General features: G+C 71.8%; 18 protein-coding genes. 17 read left to right on the plus strand and 1 reads right to left on the minus strand.

Features of this window, described 5'->3' with window-relative positions:
- Positions 1-131: 131 nt before the first annotated feature.
- The 9 genes from K311_RS0109725 (at position 132) to K311_RS0109765 (ending at position 9,015) form a co-directional block, all read left to right on the plus strand.
- Entirely contained in the window at positions 132-764 is a 633-nt protein-coding gene (locus K311_RS0109725) for a ParA family protein (protein WP_026817153.1), read from the plus strand.
- A gap of 39 nt (positions 765-803) precedes the next feature.
- The gene (locus K311_RS0109730) at positions 804-1,280 is read left to right on the plus strand and encodes a SixA phosphatase family protein (protein WP_026817154.1); all 477 of its coding nucleotides are present in this window, start codon (positions 804-806) and stop codon (positions 1,278-1,280) included.
- Between the two features lie 48 nt (positions 1,281-1,328).
- On the plus strand, positions 1,329-1,934 hold the full coding sequence (locus tag K311_RS17730) for a YceI family protein (protein ID WP_051239892.1): 606 nt from the start codon (positions 1,329-1,331) through the stop codon (positions 1,932-1,934).
- Positions 1,931-3,958, plus strand: a complete 2,028-nt coding sequence (locus tag K311_RS0109740; RefSeq protein WP_026817155.1) for a phospholipase D family protein — start codon at positions 1,931-1,933, stop codon at positions 3,956-3,958. The genes K311_RS17730 and K311_RS0109740 overlap by 4 nt, the downstream gene beginning before the upstream one ends.
- Positions 3,959-4,034: 76 nt before the next feature.
- Positions 4,035-4,643 carry a YkvA family protein gene (locus tag K311_RS16340; protein ID WP_051239895.1) on the plus strand — a complete coding sequence of 203 codons (609 nt, stop codon included), beginning with the start codon at positions 4,035-4,037 and terminating at the stop codon, positions 4,641-4,643.
- Between the two features lie 47 nt (positions 4,644-4,690).
- Positions 4,691-5,119, plus strand: a complete 429-nt coding sequence (locus K311_RS0109750; protein ID WP_043797236.1) for a hotdog fold thioesterase — start codon at positions 4,691-4,693, stop codon at positions 5,117-5,119.
- Positions 5,120-5,156: 37 nt separating this feature from the next.
- Positions 5,157-5,915 (plus strand): lysophospholipid acyltransferase family protein, encoded by a 759-nt coding sequence (locus K311_RS0109755; RefSeq protein ID WP_051239897.1) that lies wholly within the window; start codon positions 5,157-5,159, stop codon positions 5,913-5,915.
- 47 nt (positions 5,916-5,962) lie between these two features.
- The gene (locus K311_RS16345) at positions 5,963-6,985 is read left to right on the plus strand and encodes a YheT family hydrolase (RefSeq protein ID WP_051239899.1); all 1,023 of its coding nucleotides are present in this window, start codon (positions 5,963-5,965) and stop codon (positions 6,983-6,985) included.
- 11 nt (positions 6,986-6,996) lie between these two features.
- A complete protein-coding gene (locus K311_RS0109765; protein WP_026817158.1) occupies positions 6,997-9,015 on the plus strand; it encodes a tetratricopeptide repeat protein in 2,019 nt (672 codons plus the stop codon).
- A 220-nt stretch (positions 9,016-9,235) separates the two neighbouring features.
- Here the strand turns inward: K311_RS0109765 and K311_RS0109770 are convergent, their stop codons facing one another.
- Positions 9,236-10,033 carry an undecaprenyl-diphosphate phosphatase gene (locus K311_RS0109770; protein ID WP_026817159.1) on the minus strand — a complete coding sequence of 266 codons (798 nt, stop codon included), beginning with the start codon at positions 10,031-10,033 and terminating at the stop codon, positions 9,236-9,238.
- A gap of 260 nt (positions 10,034-10,293) precedes the next feature.
- Here K311_RS0109770 and glnA point away from each other — a divergent pair, with 260 nt between their 5' ends.
- From glnA to K311_RS0109805, 8 genes are all read left to right on the plus strand, one after another.
- The gene (gene glnA, locus K311_RS0109775) at positions 10,294-11,703 is read left to right on the plus strand and encodes a type I glutamate--ammonia ligase (protein WP_026817160.1); all 1,410 of its coding nucleotides are present in this window, start codon (positions 10,294-10,296) and stop codon (positions 11,701-11,703) included.
- A gap of 193 nt (positions 11,704-11,896) precedes the next feature.
- The gene (locus tag K311_RS18840; protein ID WP_026817161.1) at positions 11,897-13,267 is read left to right on the plus strand and encodes a hypothetical protein; all 1,371 of its coding nucleotides are present in this window, start codon (positions 11,897-11,899) and stop codon (positions 13,265-13,267) included.
- Between the two features lie 62 nt (positions 13,268-13,329).
- Complete coding sequence (locus K311_RS16350; RefSeq protein ID WP_051239900.1) at positions 13,330-14,235, plus strand: sigma-54-dependent transcriptional regulator; 906 nt, start codon at positions 13,330-13,332, stop codon at positions 14,233-14,235.
- Positions 14,190-14,678: a sensor histidine kinase gene (locus K311_RS18845; protein ID WP_051239902.1), complete on the plus strand. Its 489-nt coding sequence runs from the start codon at positions 14,190-14,192 to the stop codon at positions 14,676-14,678. The genes K311_RS16350 and K311_RS18845 overlap by 46 nt, the downstream gene beginning before the upstream one ends.
- Positions 14,679-14,886: 208 nt before the next feature.
- Complete coding sequence (locus K311_RS0109790; protein ID WP_026817162.1) at positions 14,887-15,102, plus strand: hypothetical protein; 216 nt, start codon at positions 14,887-14,889, stop codon at positions 15,100-15,102.
- Between the two features lie 77 nt (positions 15,103-15,179).
- Entirely contained in the window at positions 15,180-16,217 is a 1,038-nt protein-coding gene (locus K311_RS0109795) for a two-component system sensor histidine kinase NtrB (RefSeq protein WP_026817163.1), read from the plus strand.
- 167 nt (positions 16,218-16,384) lie between these two features.
- Positions 16,385-16,759, plus strand: a complete 375-nt coding sequence (locus tag K311_RS0109800; RefSeq protein ID WP_026817164.1) for a hypothetical protein — start codon at positions 16,385-16,387, stop codon at positions 16,757-16,759.
- Entirely contained in the window at positions 16,756-19,248 is a 2,493-nt protein-coding gene (locus K311_RS0109805; protein ID WP_026817165.1) for an Hsp70 family protein, read from the plus strand. Before K311_RS0109800 ends, K311_RS0109805 begins: the two co-directional genes overlap by 4 nt.
- Position 19,249 lies beyond the last annotated feature (1 nt).

Genomic DNA, 19,249 nt, shown 5'->3' on the forward strand with positions numbered 1-19,249 from the left:
GGGACCACCCGACCGTCCCACGGCCGCATAGAGCATCTGCTCGGCCGGTGGCGGCGGCCCGCAGCCAGCGCGCTTCCGGCCCCGCGACATGCGGGTTAGAGTGCCCCAACCCGCTCGCGGAGGATCCCGGCATGCACACGATCCTGGTGGCCAGCTCGAAGGGTGGCGCCGGCAAGACCACGCTGACGACCAACCTGGCCGCGCACCACGCGGTACAGGGCAAGGCCACCGCGATCCTCGACGCCGACCGCCAGCAGTCGGCCACCCGCTGGTGCGAGAAGCGCGCCGAACTGCCGACCGCGGTGCTGCCGCTCGACGGCACCCGCCGCGGCTGGCGCGACAAGCTGCCCGCCGGCATCGACGTGCTGGTGATCGACGCCGCGGCCGGGGCGATGGGCGACGACCTGGAGGCCTACGTCGCCCTGGCCGACGCCGTGGTCGTGCCGGTGCTGCCGTCGATGATCGACCTCGAGGCGACGGTGCCGTTCCTGAACTCGCTCGCGGCCAATCCGCGGGTGAAGAAGGGCAAGCTGCCGGTCGGCCTGGTCGGCAACCGCCTCAAGCCGTGGACCAGCAACAGCCAGCAGACCCTCGCCCAGCTGAAGGCGTGGCCCTATCCGCTGGTCGCCGAACTGCGCGACACCCAGGCCTACGTGCTGATGTGCGCCCTCGGCAAGTCGGTCTTCGACTACCACTCCGAACAACTGCGCAGCCACCAGCAGGACTGGGCGCCGCTGCTGCGCTGGCTGAAGAAGGCCGGCTGAGGCCGGCACCCGTCCGCAACCGCCACGCAAGGGACTGCCATGCGCGAACTGATCCTGCTCCGCCACGCCCACGCCGAGAACGCATTGCCCGGCCAGGACGACCACGACCGCCCGCTGTCGCTGCAGGGCCAGGCCGAAGCCGAGGCCGCCGGCCGCTGGCTGCGCGAACACGGCCACCTGCCGGCGCGGGTCGTCGTTTCCAGTGCGCGGCGCGCCCGCGAGACCGTCGAGCAGGCGCTGGCCGCGCTCGGCTACGTCGAGGTGCGCGAGGACGCGCGCATCTACGACGCCACGCCGGGCCGCCTGCTGCAGGTGCTCGACGACCACCGCGAGATCTCGCCGCTGCTGCTGGTCGGCCACAACCCCGGCTTCGAACAGCTCGTGGCCCTGCTCAGTGCAGGCCGCTCCGGCGAGTTCCGCGGCATGCCGGCCGGCGGCGTCGCGGTGCTGCAGTTCGACGAAGGCGTGGGGCTGGAGCCGGGGGCGGCCAAGCTGGCCAACTTCTGGTGGCCGTGATGACTTCCTAGTTCGCAGGGCGTACGGGGGACGGGGAATTCGACGACGGTGCGACCTCGAGCCTCCGCGACCTCGTCCCTCGTACGGACCACGACCTGCCTCGCCCTGCTCGCGACGTCGGCCACACCGCCGCCCGAGGCCTTCGACCCGGCCGGCGCGCGCGCCGAATTCAGTGTCGAGCTGCGCATGGCCGGCACCGTGCCGGGCAGTTTCGGCGCGATCGACGGCGAACTGGTGGCCACCCGCGAGGGCCTGTGGCGGGTGGAGGTGACGGTCGACGCCCGCGCGCTGCGGCTCGACGGCCCGCAATGGATGGAGCGCACGACCCGCTCGCCGCGCTTCCTCGCCGTCGACGCCTACCCGCGCATCGCGTTCAGCTCGCGGCCGTTCGCACGCGAACTGCTGCACGTGGGCGGCGCGCTGGCCGGCGAACTCGTCCTGCGCGGCGTCCGCCGTGAGGTGAGCTTCATGCTCGCCCCGGCAACCTGCGCGACGCCCGGCTACGGCTGCGAGATCCGGGTACGCGGCGACGTCGACCGCCGGGCCTTCGGGATGACGGCGCAACGACTGCTGCTGCGCGATACAGTCGGCTTCGAATTCCACGTGCGACTGCGACCCCCCGACGCCCCCGCCGGAACTCCCCCTACGCCATGAGCCCGTTCCGCCTAGGTATCGCCCTGCTGGTGCTGCTGCTCGCCGGCTGCGCCACGCTGTCGCCGGAGCAGCGCGCCCGGGCCGAAGAGATCGCCATCGCAGGCCGCAGCCAGGTGGTCGAATGCCCGTCGGGCTGCCACATCGACTCGCCGCTGCTGGCACTCGGCCATGCCGCGGTCGCCGCGTCCGCGCCCGGGGCGCCGCGCCACCACGTCGTCCTGCTCGACGGCGGCCAGGATTCGCTGCTGGCGCGCGTGCACCTGATCCGCGCCGCGCGCGAGTCGATCGACGTGCAGATGTTCATCTTCGACGCCGACGACAGCGGCCAGCTGGTGCTCGACGAACTGCTGGCGGCGGCGCGGCGCGGGGTGAAGGTGCGCGTGCTGCTCGACCAGCTCTACGGCCTGGCCGACCCGAACCTGCAGGCGACCCTGGCCGGCGCCCACGTGAACTTCGAGCTGCGCCTGTACAACCCGACCTTCGACGAGGCGAAGACCCAGCAGCTCGAATACGCCGCCGGCGTGCTCTTCAGCTTCCGCCGCTTCAACCAGCGCATGCACAGCAAGCTGATGCTGTTCGACGATGTCGTCGGCATCACCGGCGGGCGCAACATCCAGGACCGCTATTTCGACTGGGCGAAGGAATACAACTACCGCGACCGCGACCTGCTGGTCGCCGGGCCGGTCGCGGCGGCGATGGGCGTGAACTTCGACGCTTTCTGGGATTACGAGCGCTCGGTGCCGTCGGAGCGGCTGGGCGACGTCGGCGAGCGCCTGCTCGGCGCCGGCGCGGTGCCGGTGCATCCGCTGCTCGCCGACGACGCGGTGCGGGCCGCGCGGGTGCGGGCGATGGCGGCGCTGGCGGCCGACGGCGCCGCGGTGTGGGAACGTCTGGAACCGTTCGCGTTGCCGGTCGGCCGGGTCGAGTTCCACGCCGACCTGCCCGAGAAGCACGACGACGCGGCCCCGGCGCACGAGGACGCGTCGCGCGAGATGCGCGACCTGATCGCCGGCGCCGAATCCGACATCGTGCTGCAGACGCCCTATCTGGTGCTGTCGCGGCAGGCGCGCGACCTGTTCACCGAGCTGCAGGCGCGCGGCACGCCGCCGCAGGTGTGGATCTCGACGAATTCGCTCGCCGCCACCGACGCCTTCCCGGTCTATGCGATGAGCCACAAGTACAAGCGCCTGTACCTGCGCGAACTCGGCTTCCGCATCCACGAGTACAAGCCCTATCCGGCCGATTCGCCGATCGACCTCGCCGCGACCGGCGCGCTCGAGGTGGTGCCGGACGTGCGCATCCCGCGCGCCGATCTGGTGCCGCGCGCGCCGAAGACCGCCGGCGAGGCGGCCGCCGCCGCGCGCGCCGAGCGGCTGGCGCTGTCGGGTGGCGTGGATCCGCGCATCAAGGCGCGCGAGGAAGCGATCGCCGCGCGCGAACGTGCGCTGGCGGCGGCCGCGGCGGCGGAAGCCGAACGCGCCGCCCGCGCCGACACCCGGCAGCCGCTGTTCGGCTCGGGCTCGCGCGGCTCGGCGGGACCGGTGCCGCTGCGCGGTGCCGGCGTGCGCGTCGGCCTGCACGCGAAGTCGATGGTGGTCGACGACCGCATCGGCGTCGTCGGCACCCACAACTTCGACCCGCGCTCGGACAACCTCAACACCGAAAGCATGGTCGTCGTGCACGACGCCGATTTCGCGACCGCGCTGCGCGCCAGCATCGTCCGCGACATGTCGCCGGAGAACGCCTGGCTGATCGCCCGCGACGAGAAGCCGCCGGTGCTGTCGGGCCTGGTCTACAGCCTCGGCAAGGTGTCGGAGGCGTTGCCGGTGTTCGACATCTGGCCCTTCCCCTACGCGACCAGCTGGGAGCTGCGCCCGGGCTGCGAGCCGCTGCCGCCCGACGACCCGCGCTTCGCCGAGTGCTACGAGAACGTCGGCGCCTTCCCCGAGGTCGACCTGCCGCTGAAGACCGTCTACACCCGCATCCTCACTGCCTTCGGCGCCGGCCTGATTCCGATCCTCTGAGCCACGTGTCGCATTGACGGGGTTGGCGGCCCCGCCTAGTCTGCCGTTCTCCCTGAACCCGCCACCGGATTCCGCCATGTCCCTGACGCTGACCTTCGAACTCTCCGACCGCGACCTGGAGCACTTCCAGAAGGCCATCGAGTCGGCACGCCAGGCGGCCGGGCAGAAGTCGGCCGAGGACATCATCGCCGCGGCCGCGCGCCTGCTCGGCGGCGCCGACAAGGTCGAGGTGCCGGACTTCATCGCCCAGCGCCTCGAGCGCCTGGACGCACTGATCGCGATGGTGCGCGACGACGGCTGGCACCTGCCGGAAGAGGACCGCAGCCGGGTGCTGTCGGCGCTGGCCTACTTCGCCGACCCGAGCGACGTGATCCCGGACCACATCCCGGTGCTGGGCTACCTGGACGATGCGATCGCGATCGAGATGTGCGTCAAGGACCTCAAGCACGAGCTCGACGCCTACGACGAGTTCTGCGAGTTCCGCCAGAACGAGGCCGACCGCCGCGGCATGGATCCGGCCGGCGTCGGCCGCGCCGACTGGCTGGAGGCCCGCCGCGACGAGCTGATCGACCGCATGCACCGCCGCCGCAACCGCGAGACCGGTTCCGGCTACGGCGACAGCAGCGGCTACCAGCGCCGCAGCTACACCTCCGGCTTCCGCCCCGGCATGATGCGCGTCCGCTGAGCCGCGCCAGCGCCGCCGCGTCCCGCGGCGGCCGTACGGACCCGACGATGAGCGATCCCTTCCGCCAGCGCCCCGGCATCGAGGTGCTGAACCGTTTCATGCCCGGCACCGCCGGCGCCAGCCTCGGCATCACGATCACCGAGCACGGCGCCGATTTCCTGCGCGCGACGATGCCGGTCGACGAGCGCACGAAGCAGCCCTTCGGCCTGCTGCACGGCGGCGCTTCGGTGCTGCTGGCCGAGACCCTGGCCAGCCTCGGCGGCCAGCTCTGCCTGGACCCGGCCTCGGGCCAGCGCGTCGTCGGGCTCGAGATCAACGCCAACCACCTGCGGGCGGTCACCGCCGGCACGGTCACCGGCACCGCCCGGCCGATCCATGTCGGCCGCGCGACCCAGGTGTGGGAGATCCGCATCGAGGACGAGCAGGGCCGGGCCTGCTGCATTTCGCGGATGACCGCGGCGGTCGTCGGGAACTGACCCCGGACTCCAGCGGGAGGCCCGTACAATCCCGCCCATGCCTCTCGCCCGCCCGCTGCGCTACCTCTGGCGCCTGCCCTTCCTGCTCGTGCACGTGCTGGTCGGCCTGCCGATCACGCTGGCGCTGATCAATCCGCTGACCGCGCGCATCGTGATCCGCGGCGAGCGGCTGGACCACCGGGTGATCCGCACCTGGTCGACGCTGATGATCCGCATCTTCGGCCTGCGCGTGCGCCGGGTCGGCACGCCGCTGCCGGGGGCGGTGCTGTTCGTCGCCAACCACGTCAGCTGGATCGACATCACCCTGATCCACAGCCAGCGCATGATGGGCTTCGTCGCCAAGGCGGAGATCGCCCGCTGGCCGGTGATCGGCTGGGTCGCCAGCCGCGGCGAGACGATCTACCACCACCGCGGCAGCAACGACTCCCTGCACGGGGTGATGCACCGGATGGTGCGCCGGCTCGAGCAGGGCCTGGCGGTCGGGGTGTTCCCGGAAGGGCGCACGACCCGCGGCGATGCGGTCGGCGTCTTCCATGCCCGCATCTTCCAGCCGGCGATCGTCGCCAACGTGCCGGCGCAGCCGGTGGCGCTGAAGTACGGCGAGGGCGGCGACGCCCAGACCGTCGTGGCCTTCCACGCTAGCGAGAACTTCCTGCAGAACTTCTTCCGCCTGCTGGGTGAACCGGTGCGGGTGGTCGAAGTACATTTCCTCGAGCCGGTCGCTCCCAGCGAGGACGGCCGCCGGCGCATGGCCGAGACCTGCCGCGAGCGCATCGTCGCCGCGATGGCGGCCTGAGCCGGCCCGGCCGGGCGCGACCTGCGACGACACGGAGCCCCCGCCCGATGACCACCGCCGACTATCGCCCGCCGCGCTGGCTGCGCAATCCGCACCTGCAGTCGCTGCTGAGCTCGGCCTCGCTGCGCCGGCGCAGCGGCGGCCGGCTGCTGCAGCGCCTCGGCGCGGTGACCCGCGAGGAACTGATCGAGGTCGAGGAAGGCCGCCTGCAGGGTTTCCATACCACCCTGCCCGGCCGCGAACCGCGCGGCCTGGCGGTGTTGCTGCACGGCTGGGAAGGCAGCGCCGAATCCGGCTACATGCGCCATACCGCGGCGCAGCTGCTCGGCCGCGGCTTCGACGTGTTCCGGCTGAACTTCCGCGACCACGGCGACACCCATCACCTGAACCGCGAGATGTTCAATTCCGGCCGCCTGACCGAAGTCGTGCAGGCGGTCGCGGAGATCGCGCGGCGCTTCCCGCCGCGGCCGCTGCTGCTGGCCGGGTATTCGCTCGGCGGCAACTTCGCGCTGCGGGTCGCGCTGCAGGCACCGAAGGCCGGCATTCCGCTGCAGCACGCCGCCGCGGTCTGCCCGGCGATCGATCCGGCCGGCGTGCTGCACGCGCTGGAAACCGGCTTCCCGCTCTACAACTGGTACTTCATGCGCAAGTGGCGGCGATCGCTGCTGCGCAAGCGCGCGCTGTTCCCCGACCTGCACGACTTCGGCGACGAGGTGCTGGCGATGGACATGCGCAGCCTCACCCACTGGCTGGTGCAGCGGCACACGAGCCTGGCGGGCATCGAGGAATACTTCGACGCCTACAGCATCGCCGGCGGCCGGCTCGCCGCCCTGCAGGTGCCGGTCAGCGTGCTGGCGGCGGCCGACGACCCGGTGATCCCGGTCGACGCCTTCCAGCAGCTGCAGCTGCCGCCGCATTCGAGCCTGCAGATCGCCGCCTTCGGTGGCCACTGCGGCTTCATCGAGAGCGTCGACCTGCGCGGCTGGTCCGAGCGCTGGGTCGCCGAGCGCCTGGACGCGGCGGCCGGGGAGGCCGGGCGGGCTACAATCGGCGATTCCGCTCCAGCCTGAAGACCCCTCCCATGCTCGCCGAGATCACCGACGCCCTGCGTCGGGGCGACATCGCCGCCGCGCTGTCGACCGCCCGTTCCTTCGCCGCTGCCGAACCCGGCAACGGCGCCGCCCACCACCTGCTCGGCGTGACCCTGCAGCAGGCCGGCGACCGCGCCGGCGCCAGGCGCGCCTACGAACAGGCGCTGGAACTCGCGCCGGACCGCGCCGAAACCTATTTCGGCCTCGCCAACGTGCTGCTCGCCGAAGGCGACCGCAGCGGCGCCACCCGCCGGCTGCACGAGGCGCTGGCGCTGGATCCGAACCAGCTCGGCGCCTACGTGATGCTGGTGCACCTGGCGCTGGCCCGCGGCGACCGCGACGAGGCCGCGCGCAACCTGCGCCTGGCCCAGCGCGTCGACCCGGAACATCCGCAGGTGCTGGTCGCCGAAGGCTATGTGCAGCAGGCCGGCGGCGACCTCGAGGGCGCCCTGAAGACCTTCACCGCCGCGCTGAACGTGGCGCCGAACCTCGCCGCCGCCCAGCTGGCGATCGGCAACGCCTACCTCGCCCGCGGCATGTGGCCGTTCGCCGAGCAGGCACTGGTGAACGCGCTGAACCTCGACACCTCGCGGGCGCCGGCCACCCTGCGCGCGCTGGCCGAGGCGCGGCGCCGCCAGGGCAAGGCGAAGGAGACCCTGGAGGCGCTGGACGAGCTGCTGACACTGACCCCCGACGACCTCGCCGCGCGCCAGCTGCGCGCGGAGATCCACCTCGACGCCGGCGACGCCGAACTGGCGCTCGCCGACCAGCTGCATCTGCTGGCGCTGCGTCCCGACCATCCGCGCAGCGTGCTGCTGGCCAGCAGCCACCTGGCGCGCAGCGGCCGCCGCGAGCAGGCGGTCGCGATCGTCGAAGCCGCGCTGGCGGCTGCGCCGCAGGTCGACGAGCTGTGGCGCGCGCGCCTGAACATCAGCGGCATGCTCGGCGAGGATCCCAAGCCGATCCTCGACCGCTGGCAGGACGCCAGCCCGGACAGCCCGAACGTGCTCGACATGCTCGCCGGCTTCCACCAGGCCCTCGGCGAGTCGGTGCTGGCCGTCGCCTATGCCGAACGCGCGCTGGCGCAGAACCCCCGCCTGCAGGCCAGCCTCGGCGTGATCCTCGGCCACGAGCTGCGCGAGGATCCGGCGGCGGCGGTGAAGCGGGTCGACGCCCTGCTGCCGGACGTGACCGTGCCGGAAGAGCGCCGCAGCTTCCTCGGCTGGGCCGGCGCCGCCCTCGATTCGCTCGGCCGCTACGACGAGGCCGCCGCGCGCTGGCGCGAAATGATCACCGTGCCGATGCCCGACCAGCTGCTGCCGCCGCCGCCGCTGCCGGCCGAGGCCGCGCCGGCCGGCGAGGGCGCCGGCACCCTGCTGTTCTCGCCGCCGGGCCTGCGCGCCGAATTCGTGCTGCGCGCGATGAAGCGGATGCTGCAGAAGCGCCTGCGCCTGGAACGCATCGACGACCCGAGCCTCGGCGACGGCTTCGGCCGCGAACGCCCGCCGGTCGGCCACCCGCAGGCCGGCAGCGCCGAGCGCTGGCGCGCCGGCCTCGAAACCATCGGCCAGGACCCGGCGACCGTCATCGACTGGCTGCCGTTCGTCGACGGCTACACCCTGCAGGCACTGCAGGGTGCCCGCGTCGTCGCCCTGCTCGGCGACCCGCGCGACCTGCTGCTGAACTGGATGGTCCACGGCAGCATCCAGGGCTACCTGTTCTCGAACCAGCTCGTGCGCTCGGCCGAATGGCTGGCCGCGAGCCTCGAGGCCCTCGCCGACTTCCGCGACCTGCACCCGGGCGCCGTGCACCTGATCCGCATGGACCGCGACGCCGGCAAGGCCGAGCAGGCGCTGGAGAAGCTGCTCGAACTGCCGGAACCGCTCGGCGCCCTGTTCGGCCCCGGCGCCCGCTTCCTGCCCGGCCACTGGAAGCACTACCGCGAGGCCTACGCCGACGCCTTCGGCGTGCTCGCGCCGGTGGCGGCGCGGCTCGGCTACCCGGACTGAAAAACCGGGGCTTTCGCCCCGGTTTTTCCAGTAACGAGTGGAGAGTAACGAGTGAATGCCCGCGCTGCGCGCGAAGGGCGTGGCGCTCGACACTACTCCCAACTCGCGCGGCAGCGCGGCAGTCCGGTCTGAAACGAGTGGAGTTCCGAGTGCCGCGTTCCGCTCTTCGCGGAACGCGAGCCGTCACTCGTTACTCGTTACTCTCCCCTCGTTCCTCGCCTCACGCTCCCGCCGGCAACCCGAACAACAACGCCGCCCCGAGCCCGATCCGGTACCAGGCGAACGGCGCGAACGAATGGGTCGAGATCCACTTCAGCAGCCAGCGCACGGTGATCACGCCGGTGATCGCGGCGGCGACGAAGGCGAGCAGCAGGCCGGCCCAGTCCTCGCCGGCCGCATTGCCGTCGAGCACCGCTTCCAGCACCGCGTAGCCGGTCGCCGCGAACATCGTCGGGATGCCGACCAGGAACACGAATTCCGCCGCCGCCGGTTTGCGGTTCAGGCCGAAGGCCAGGGCCGCGAAGATCGCCGCCGCCGAGCGCGAGGTGCCGGGGAACACGCCGGCGACGACCTGCGCCAGGCCGACCGCGATCGCGATCTTCCAAGTGATGTCCTCCGACGGCGTGCTGCGGTCGGCGAAGCGCTCTGCGACCAGCATCGCCACGCCGCCGATCACCAGCGCCCAGGCGATCGGCGTCACCGTTTCCGGCAACTCCCAGCCGAGCAGGCGCACCGGCAGGCCGACGAACGCGGTGACCAGGAAGGCACCGGCGATCTTGAACGCGTAGTCGCGTGCGACCGGATCGGAGAACAGGCCCGTGCTCAGCCCCCAGATGCGCCGCCGGTAGACGGTGGTGACCGCGAGGATCGCGCCGGCCTGGATCGCGATGTTGAACAGGTCCGAGCGGGCACCGAGCCAGTGCTGGGCGATCAGCAGATGCCCGGTGCTCGAGATCGGCAGGAATTCGGTGAGGCCTTCGAGGATGCCCAGCAGGAGGGCGGAGAGCAGGTCGTTCAAGGGGAATCCGTGGTCGCCCGGGAGCCGTGAAGGATAGCCGCTGCGCGACACCCAAGCCCCCGCCATCCCCTTGCTTGCTACTTGCTACTTCCTATCCCCTACTTGCCTTCTGAGAATCCCCAAAAAAGGGATAAGACCTCCCAAGAAAGGGGATTCCCCGAACCGACCGAACGAATAATCAAGGACTTACGGCATCGTTCCCGCTGGCACGCCCCTTGCAGAAACCCGACGTCCCCCAACCTCCGCCGGAGTTTCCTGCCATGTCGTACGAGCACATCGAGAAGCTGATCAAGGACAACAACATCGAGTTCGTGGACCTGCGCTTCGCCGACATCCGCGGCGTGCAGCACCACGTGACCTTCCCGGTGTCGATCATCGAGCCCGCCCTGTTCGAGGACGGCAAGATGTTCGACGGCTCGTCGATCTCCGGCTGGAAGGGCATCAACGAGTCCGACATGGTCCTGCTGCCGGATCCGGACACCGCGGTCGTCGATCCGTTCACCGCCGATCCGACCCTGATCCTGACCTGTGACATCCTCGACCCGGCGACGATGCAGGGCTACGCCCGCGACCCGCGCGGCATCGCCAAGCGCGCCGAGGCCTTCCTGAAGGCGTCGGGCATCGCCGACCAGGCCTTCTTCGGTCCGGAGCCCGAGTTCTTCATCTTCGATTCCGTGCGCTGGAACAACGAGCAGGGCAGCACCTTCTTCGAGGTCGATTCCGAGGAAGCGCACTGGAACAGCAAGAAGGAATACAACGGCGGCAACACCGGCTACCGCCCGGGCCTGAAGGGCGGCTATTTCCCGGTCGCGCCGGTCGACTCGCTGCACGACATCCGCGCCGAGATGTGCAAGCTGCTCGCGGCCGCCGGCATCGAGGTCGAGGTGCACCACCACGAGGTCGCCAATGCCGGCCAGTGCGAGATCGGCGTCAAGTTCAATTCGCTGGTCAAGAAGGCCGACGAGCTGCTGACGCTGAAGTACATCGTCAAGAACGTCGCCCACCGCAACGGCAAGACCGCGACCTTCATGCCGAAGCCGCTCGTCGGCGACAACGGCAGCGGCATGCACGTGCACCAGTCGCTGGCCAAGGGCGGCGTGAACCTGTTCTCCGGTGACGGCTACGGCGGCCTGAGCCAGACGGCGCTGTGGTACATCGGCGGCATCTTCAGGCACGCCCGCGCGATCAACGCATTCGCCAACTCGACGACGAATTCGTACAAGCGCCTGGTGCCGGGCTTCGAGGCGCCGGTGATGCTGGCCTACTCGGCGCGCAATCGCTCGGCGAGCTGCCGCATCCCCTACGTGTCGAACCCGAAGGCGCGCCGCATCGAGATCCGCTTCCCCGACCCGATGCAGTCCGGCTACCTGACCTTCACCGCGCTGCTGATGGCCGGCCTCGACGGCATCAAGAACAAGATCGATCCGGGTGCCCCGAGCGACAAGGACCTGTACGACCTGCCGCCGGAAGAGGAGAAGAACATCCCGACCGTCTGCCACAGCCTCGACCAGTCCCTGGAAGCCCTCGACAAGGACCGCGAGTTCCTGAAGGCCGGCGGCGTCATGAGCGACGACTTCATCGACGGCTACATCGCGCTGAAGATGCAGGAGGTGACGAAGTTCCGCGCCGCCACCCACCCGCTCGAATACGCCATGTACTACGCCATCTGACCCGCCCCCCCCCACCCCCCGACCGTAGGAGCGCCTTCAGGCGCGATCTCAGGCGCGATCCCCGCCCCACCGACGGCCCGGCACCCCCGGGCCGTCCCCGTTTTTCTCGTGCCGCCGCGGCGCACGACGCCCCGCACGCCGTTGCCCGATACGCCCGCCACCCCTAGGCTCTGGCCGATACCAGGGGGGAAACATGAAAACTCTCGGCCGCATCCTGCTGCGCGTGCTGGTCATCATCCTCGTACTGCTGGCGCTGGCCTGGATGGGTGTCGCCGCGCTGCGCTGGCAGGTGCTCGACGAACACGCCTACGCGGCACTGACGCGGATGTCGGAAGACACGCCGGTGCCGCCCGGGGAGAACGGCTATGCGGCGCTGATGCTGGCCGATTACGAGACCGGCGATCTCGATGCCGCCGGCGCCGAAGCCGCGCTGGCCGCCGACGTGGCGCGGTTCGCCGACTGGTATTCCGGATCCGTCGGCGCCCTGCAGGCGCATGTCGAGGACGGCGGTCCCGAGCCCGGCGGATTCGAGCCGTTCGCCGACCGCGGCTGGCCGCGTCGACCGGTGCTGGCGCCGAACGATGCACGCTTCTGTGGCCTCGGTGGCCAGGGCTGCCTGGCGCAGGTCGCCGCCGACCCGGACGCCGCGCGCGCCGGCCTGCAGGAAGAGGCGAAGCGGCTGGACGCGATGCGGCGCGTACTCGCCGCGGCGCACATGAGCAATCCCTACCTGCCGACCTGGTCGACGCCGGTGCCGTCCTGGTCGCTGCTGCGCCTGCCGGTGACCGACGCGGCGCTGGCGGCCGCCGACGGACGGATCGACGAGGCTTATGCGCAGACCTGCGACCTGCTGGCGGCCGCCCGCCGCTTCGACCGCAGTGCCCGCGGCATCATCGACAAGCGGGTCGCGCAGTCGGCCGCGGAAGGCGCCGCGGCCCTGCTGCTCGACCTGCGCCGTGCGCATCCGCGGCCGGCGCTGCCCGAAAGCTGCGCGGAAGCGATCGCCGAGGTCGACGCCGCCGAGGCCGGCATCTGCCTGGCGATGAAGGGCGAGTTCCGGATGGGGCAGAACCTCACGAACGCCTGGGGCCGGCACGGCAGCTGGCGACCGGACCGGGTCCTCGCCCGCCAGTTGTTGACCGACAGCGCGGTGCGTAATGCCTGGAACGCCCGCGCGATGGCGCCGTTCTGCGCCGACGACGCCGACACCCGCGCGCTGGCCGGCGAAGTCGCGCGGATGGTGCCGACGCCGGCGGTCGGCAGCACCGAATGCCTGGCCGCCTACATCGACTGCAGCCTGCTGGCAATCGCGATGCCGGCGATCGACGTGATGGCCGCCGTCGGCGTCGACCACGCCGCGAAGCTGCGCCTGCTGCTGGCGGCGCAGGCCGTCGCCGACGGTCGCCTCGCGCCGGCCGCCGCTGCCGCCGCGGCGGGCGTGCCCGGGCATCCGGTCGCCTTCGATCCCGCGACCGGCACCGCCAGCCTCGTGCCGAAGTGGCGGTCCGGGAACGACACGCCGTTCGTCGTCGAGCTCGCCGGCCTGGTGCCGCCGGGAGAGTAAGCCGCGTTGACGGGCTGCGCGGGGCGGCCGATCCTGTCGCCCCACGCGCCAACGGAGCCGCCGTGTCCGTCCCCCGACCCGTCGCCGGCCGGATCCTGGCCATCGACGATGACCGGGACCTGCTCGACAACCTCCGCCGCGCCCTCGAGGCCGCCGGCCACCGCGTCACCGTCGCCGACAGCCTGGGCGAAGGCCTGGCGAAGGCGGCCAGCCTGCCGTTCGACGTCTGCCTGCTCGATCGCGGCCTCGGCCTCGATTCCGGCCTGAGCGCCCTGCCGCGCCTGCGCGAACTGGCGCCACGGTTGCGGGTGGTGATGCTGACCGCGCATGCGGTGGTCGAGGACGCGGTCGCCGCGCTCGCCGCCGGTGTCGACGACTACCTGATCAAGCCCTGTCCGCCGGCGCAGCTGCAGCTGGCGGTCGCGCGCCAGCTGGAGGCGCGGCGCCTGCTCGACCGCATCGCCACGCTCGAGGCCGAACGCGACGACGAACAACCGGCGATCGACAGCGTCGAGCCGGCGATGGCCGCGCTGCTCGACGCCGCGCGCCGGGTCGCCGCCACCGATGCCAATGTGCTGCTGCTCGGTGAAAGCGGCACCGGCAAGGGCCTGCTCGCGCGTTCGATCCATGCCTGGAGCCGGCGCGCGGCGGCGCCGCTGGCGACGGTGAACTGCCCGGCGCTGCCGCCGGACCTGCTCGAGAGCGAGCTGTTCGGCCACGCCCGCGGCGCCTTCACCGGCGCCGCCGCGAGTACGCCCGGCCGGGTCGGCGCCGCCGACGGCGGCAGCCTGTTCCTCGACGAGATCGGCGAACTGCCGCTGTCGCTGCAGGCCAAGCTGCTGCGCTTCATCGAGGACCGCGAATACGAGCGCGTCGGCGACCCGACCACCCGCCGCGCCGACGTCCGCCCGACCTCGCGGCGATGGTCGCCGAGGGCAGCTTCCGCGCCGACCTCTACTACCGCCTGAAGGTCGTCGCGCACGCGGCGCACGCGGCCAGCAAGCGGATGCGCCTCGTGCCGCGGCTCGACCGCAGCCTGCGCCTGCGCGTGCAGCCCGAGGCCTTCGCGCACGTGCTCGGCAACCTGCTGTCGAACGCGCTGAAGTACGCGCCGCCCGGCAGCGAGGTCGAGGTCGAACTCGAACGTGGCGGCGACGCCGGCGATCGCGCGCTGCTGCGCGTGCTCGACCGCGGCCCCGGCGTCGCCGAAGCGGACCGGCCGCGCCTGTTCCGTCGCTTCCAGCCGCTGTCGGCGGCCCCGACCGGCGGCGAGACCGCCACCGGCCTCGGCCTGGCCCTGGCCCGCCAGCGCGCCCGCACGATGGGCGGTGAGCTGCGCTATGCGCCGCGGGAGGGGGGTGGGGCGGTGTTCTTGCTCGAGCTTCCGGGTGTGGGAGGGGGGTGGGGGTAGGAAGCAGGAAACAAGAAACGAAAAACAAGAAATAAGAAATAGAAATAAGAAATAGGAAGTGGGGGTGGGCTGGGACTGGCAGAACGCGAGTCGGATTCGCAGATCGCGAGCCGTTACGTCTTCACGTCGTGCGCAAGTCATTGATGCGCAAGGGTGCGGTCGGTGGCACCGATCCTGCACCCCGTCTCCGCCCTTCCGGAGACCGCCCGTGACCTTCGACGACCCCTGCGCCCACGACGACCCCGTCCCGCCCTTGGCGGCGTCCGTCGGCAGCGGCCGGGTGCAGGCCGGGTTGTCGCGCATGGATGCGCCGCTGCTGGCGCCGTGGACCTTCTGCCTCCCGACGCCTTCCCCTGTCTGGCGCGAAGACCCGGCCTGGTTCGAGTTCCTGCGCGCCGGTCTCCGCGAGCGGCGGGGGGATTGAGTCCGACCCGGCGGGCTCCGCGTGCCCCCGCGGAGTCCGCCGAAGCTTTCGCCGTCGCGGTCGCCTAGGATCGCGGCATGTCCGCGCCCGACCCCCTCGACCTGCTCAGCACGCCGATCGCCCGGCTCGACGCCGATGCCCGCCTGCTCACCTGCAATCCCGCCTTCGCCAGCTGGCTGGGGGTCAGCGCCCGTCGCCTCGGTGGCATGGCGCTCGGCGAACTCGACGCCGAAGGCGACCGCCTCGCCGACGTGCTGGCCCGGCTGCCGGCCGGCGGGGAATCGTTGCGGGTGCGCCGCGGCCGCCTGCAGTTCCCCGGCGGCGACGAGCGGTTCGCCGACCTCTGGCTGGCGCGCGAGGAGGACGGCGGCCTGCGCCTGGAAGCGCATCCGGCCGAGGAATTCCCCGGCGAGGATCCGGCGACCGCGCTGCCGGCGGCGCTCTCGGCGGCCTTGAAGGGGCTGGCGCACGAGGTGCGCAATCCGCTCGCCGGCCTGAAGGGCGCCGCCCAGCTGCTCGCGCGCCGGATCGACGGCGACGAGGCCCGCGAGCTGGTCGCGCTGATGGAATCGGAGATCGACCGCCTCGCGACCCTGGTCGAGCGCCTGCTGAACCCGGCGCCGCCGCGCGCCTTCGCGGCGATGAACATCCACGCGGCGCTCGAGCGCGTGCGCAAGCTCGCCGAGGCGGAGGCGGGCTGGTCGGTGAAGCTGGTGCGCGACTTCGATCCCTCGCTGCCCGAATTCGCCGGCGACGCCGACCGCCTGACCCAGGCTTTGTGGAACCTGGTGCGCAATGCGCTGGAATCCGGCGCCGGCACCGTGCAGCTGCGCACCCGCGCCGAACATCACGTGCTGATCGGTGATGTCGCCCACCGGCTGGCCGTGCGCGTCGAGATCGTCGACGACGGCCGCGGGGTGCCCGAGGAACTGGCCGAGCGCATTTTCCTGCCGCTGGTGTCCGGCCGCCCCGAAGGCAGCGGCCTCGGGCTGAGCCTGGCGCAGCAGGTCGCGCGCGAACACGGCGGTTCGCTGGGCTGGCGCTCGCGGCCCGGCCATACGGTGTTTTCGCTGCTCATACCGGTCGGGGAAGAGCGAGAAACGAGTGGAGAGTAACGAGTAACGAGTGAGGGCTCGCGCTGCGCGCGAAACGCCGAGCGCGCTCCCCACTCGCGCCGAAGGCGCGGGCGGTCACTCGTTACTCGTTACTCTCCCCTCGTTACTCAGGGCAGGCTTGCCGGCACGCCGGAGCCGGCGCACGATCCGCCCAAGGGAGACAGGGGATGACGCAACCGCCCGCCGCCGTCACGCCGGCCGTCGTCGACCTTGCCGTCGACGCGTGGAAGCTCGCGCGCCTGTTCGAGCGAGTGGTCGCGCGGCTCGATGCCGGCGAGCAGGGGCGCTACGTCAACCAGGCGCGGTTCCTGCTGCGGCGGATCGACGCGACGCTCGAGGCCGCCGGCGCGCGGCTGGTGTCGATCGAGGGCCAGGTCTTCGAGCCCGGACAGGCGGCGACGCCGTTGAACCTCGCCGACTTCGACGCCGACACGCCACTGGTGGTCGCACAGATGCTCGAGCCGATCGTGATGGGACGCGAGGGCGTGCTGCGCATGGGCACGATGCTGCTGCAACCTCGACCGCAGGGGGCTTCGCCATGAGCGCCGTCTACGCCGGCATCGACCTCGGCACCACCAACAGCGCGATCTGCACCTACGACGGCGCCGAGCTGCGGCTGTGGAAGAGCCCTGAGCAGAACGACGTCACGCCGTCGGCGATCTACTACGACCGCCGCGCCCGCTACGTCGGCCGCCGCGCCTACGACATGGCCGCGCGCGACCGGGACCGCGCGGCGGTGCTGTTCAAGCGGCTGATGGGCACCAGCACGCCGATCCGCATCGCCGGCCTGGAGGCGCCGCTGACGCCCGAGGAATGTTCGGCCGAGATCCTGCGGACGCTGTTCGGTTACCTGCCGGCGGAGGTGCGCGAGCAGGTGCAGGGCACCGTGATCACGGTGCCGGCGGCGTTCAACCAGATGCAGAAGGACGCCACCCTGCGCGCCGCCGAACTCGCCGGCATCGGCGCGGTGGCGCTGATGCAGGAGCCGGTGGCGGCGGTGATGAGCGTGATGCGCGCGCGCGCCGGCAACGGCGTGTTCATCGTCTACGACCTCGGCGGCGGCACCCTCGACGTCGCCATCGCCGAGGGCATCGACGGCCGCGTCAGCCTGCTCGCGCACGGCGGCATCGAGATGTGCGGCGGCCGCGACTGGGACCGCCTGATCAGCCAGAACCTCGTGCGGCCGTGGCTGGAGCGGACCTTCGCCTTGCCGGAGAACGCCGTCGCCGATCCCGCCTACCGGACGCTGTTCGCCGTGATCGACCACGCCGCCGAACGCGCGAAGATCGAGCTGGCGACGCGCGGCGAGGCGGCAGTGAGCCTGTCGGAGGCGGAAGTGCGGCTGCAGGACGCGAACGGCGCCGACCTCTACGTCGAGGTGCCACTGACGACCGGCGAACTGGACGCGCTGATCGAGGGCAAGCTGCGCGACTCGATCGCGGCCGTGCGCGAGACGATGGCCGGGGTCGGGCTGAATCCGCCCGACGTCGACCGCATCGTCTTCGTCGGCGGCCCGACCCAGTACCGCACCGTGCGCGACAAGGTCGCGTTCGAGCTCGGCATCGCCGGTGCCCTGGACGTCGATCCGATGACCGCCGTCGCCGAGGGCGCGGCGGTGTTCGCCGAATCGGTCGACTGGTCGTCGGCGCGGCGCGGACGCAAGGCGGCGCGCGGCAGCGTCGACGGCGGTGGCGCGCTGGCGTTGAGCTTCAGCTACATCGCGCGCACGCCGGACCCGCGTTCGAAGCTGCTGGTGAAGGCCGGCGGCGCGTTGCCGGCCGGCGCGGAATTCCAGGTCGACAGCCTCGAGACCGGCTGGAGTTCCGGCCGGCAGCCGCTGCGCGACGGCGCCACCGTCGAGCTGAGTCTGGCCAGGCCCGGCGACAACCATTTCAAGATGTTCGTGTTCGACGCCGCCGGCATGCCGGTGGAACTGGCCGCGGACCGCATCACGATCGCCCGCACCGCGGCGGCGGTGGATTCGATCCCGGCCTCGCATTCGCTCGGGGTCGAGGCGCTCGACCGCCTCGGCGGCCGCCCGCAGCTGACCTGGCTGGTGCGCGCCGGTGACCCGCTGCCGAAGAAGGGCCAGCTGCGCTTCCACGCCGCCGAGTCGGTGCGGGCCGGCTCGCAGGCCAGCCTGCAGTTCAAGCTGTGGGAGGGCGAGATCGTCTCCCCGGTCGGCGACAACCGCTTCATCGGCGTGTTGAAGATCACCGGCCAGGATTTCGAGTCCGGGGTCATCGCCCAGGGCGCGGAACTGCTGTGCGACTACGAGATCGCCGACTCCGGCAACATCGCCATGGAGGTGTCGGTGCCCTCGGTCGGCGGCACCTTCCGCTCCGGGCACAGCTTCTATTCGGCGGTGGAGGCGCACGTCGACTATTCGGCCGCCGGCCGCCTGGTCGCCGACGAGGCGGAGCGCCAGCAGGAGCGCCTCGACGCGATCGCCGCGAAGGTCGACGACCCGCTCCTGCAGCAGGCGCGCGGCAAGCTCGACGAGGCGCTGGCGCTGCCGGCCGACGAGACCGACCCCGAGAAGGCCAAGCAGGCGATGGACCGCGTGCACGAGGCCAAGCGCCTGCTCGCCGGCGTGCGCAGCCGGCACCTGAAGGCGATCCGGAAGATGGAACTCGACGGCTGCGTCGCCTTCTTCGAGCGGCACGTGCGGGAGCACGCGCGGCCGAGCGAGCAGAGCCAGTTCGACAACGCGGTGCGCAGCGCCCAGCGCGCGATCGAGCTCAACGACGCCGCCTTCGAGAACTACCTGGAGGAGATGCGCGGACGCAACTGGGAAGTGCTGTGGCGGCAGGACTCGTTCGTGCTCGGACGCTTCCGCTGGCTGCAGGACGCGCCGCACCTGTTCCTCGACCAGGGCGAGTACCGGGCGCTGTGCGCACGCGGCGCCGCCGCCGCCCGCGCCGACGACATGGCGACGCTGCGCGAGGTCGTGAACCTGCTCGAGATGCGGCGGATCCGCAGCGGCGACCTCGACGCCGCCGACGCCGGCGCCAACATCGTGGTGGCCTGAG

This window comes from Arenimonas composti TR7-09 = DSM 18010 (assembly GCF_000426365.1).
Lineage (GTDB): Bacteria > Pseudomonadota > Gammaproteobacteria > Xanthomonadales > Xanthomonadaceae > Arenimonas > Arenimonas composti.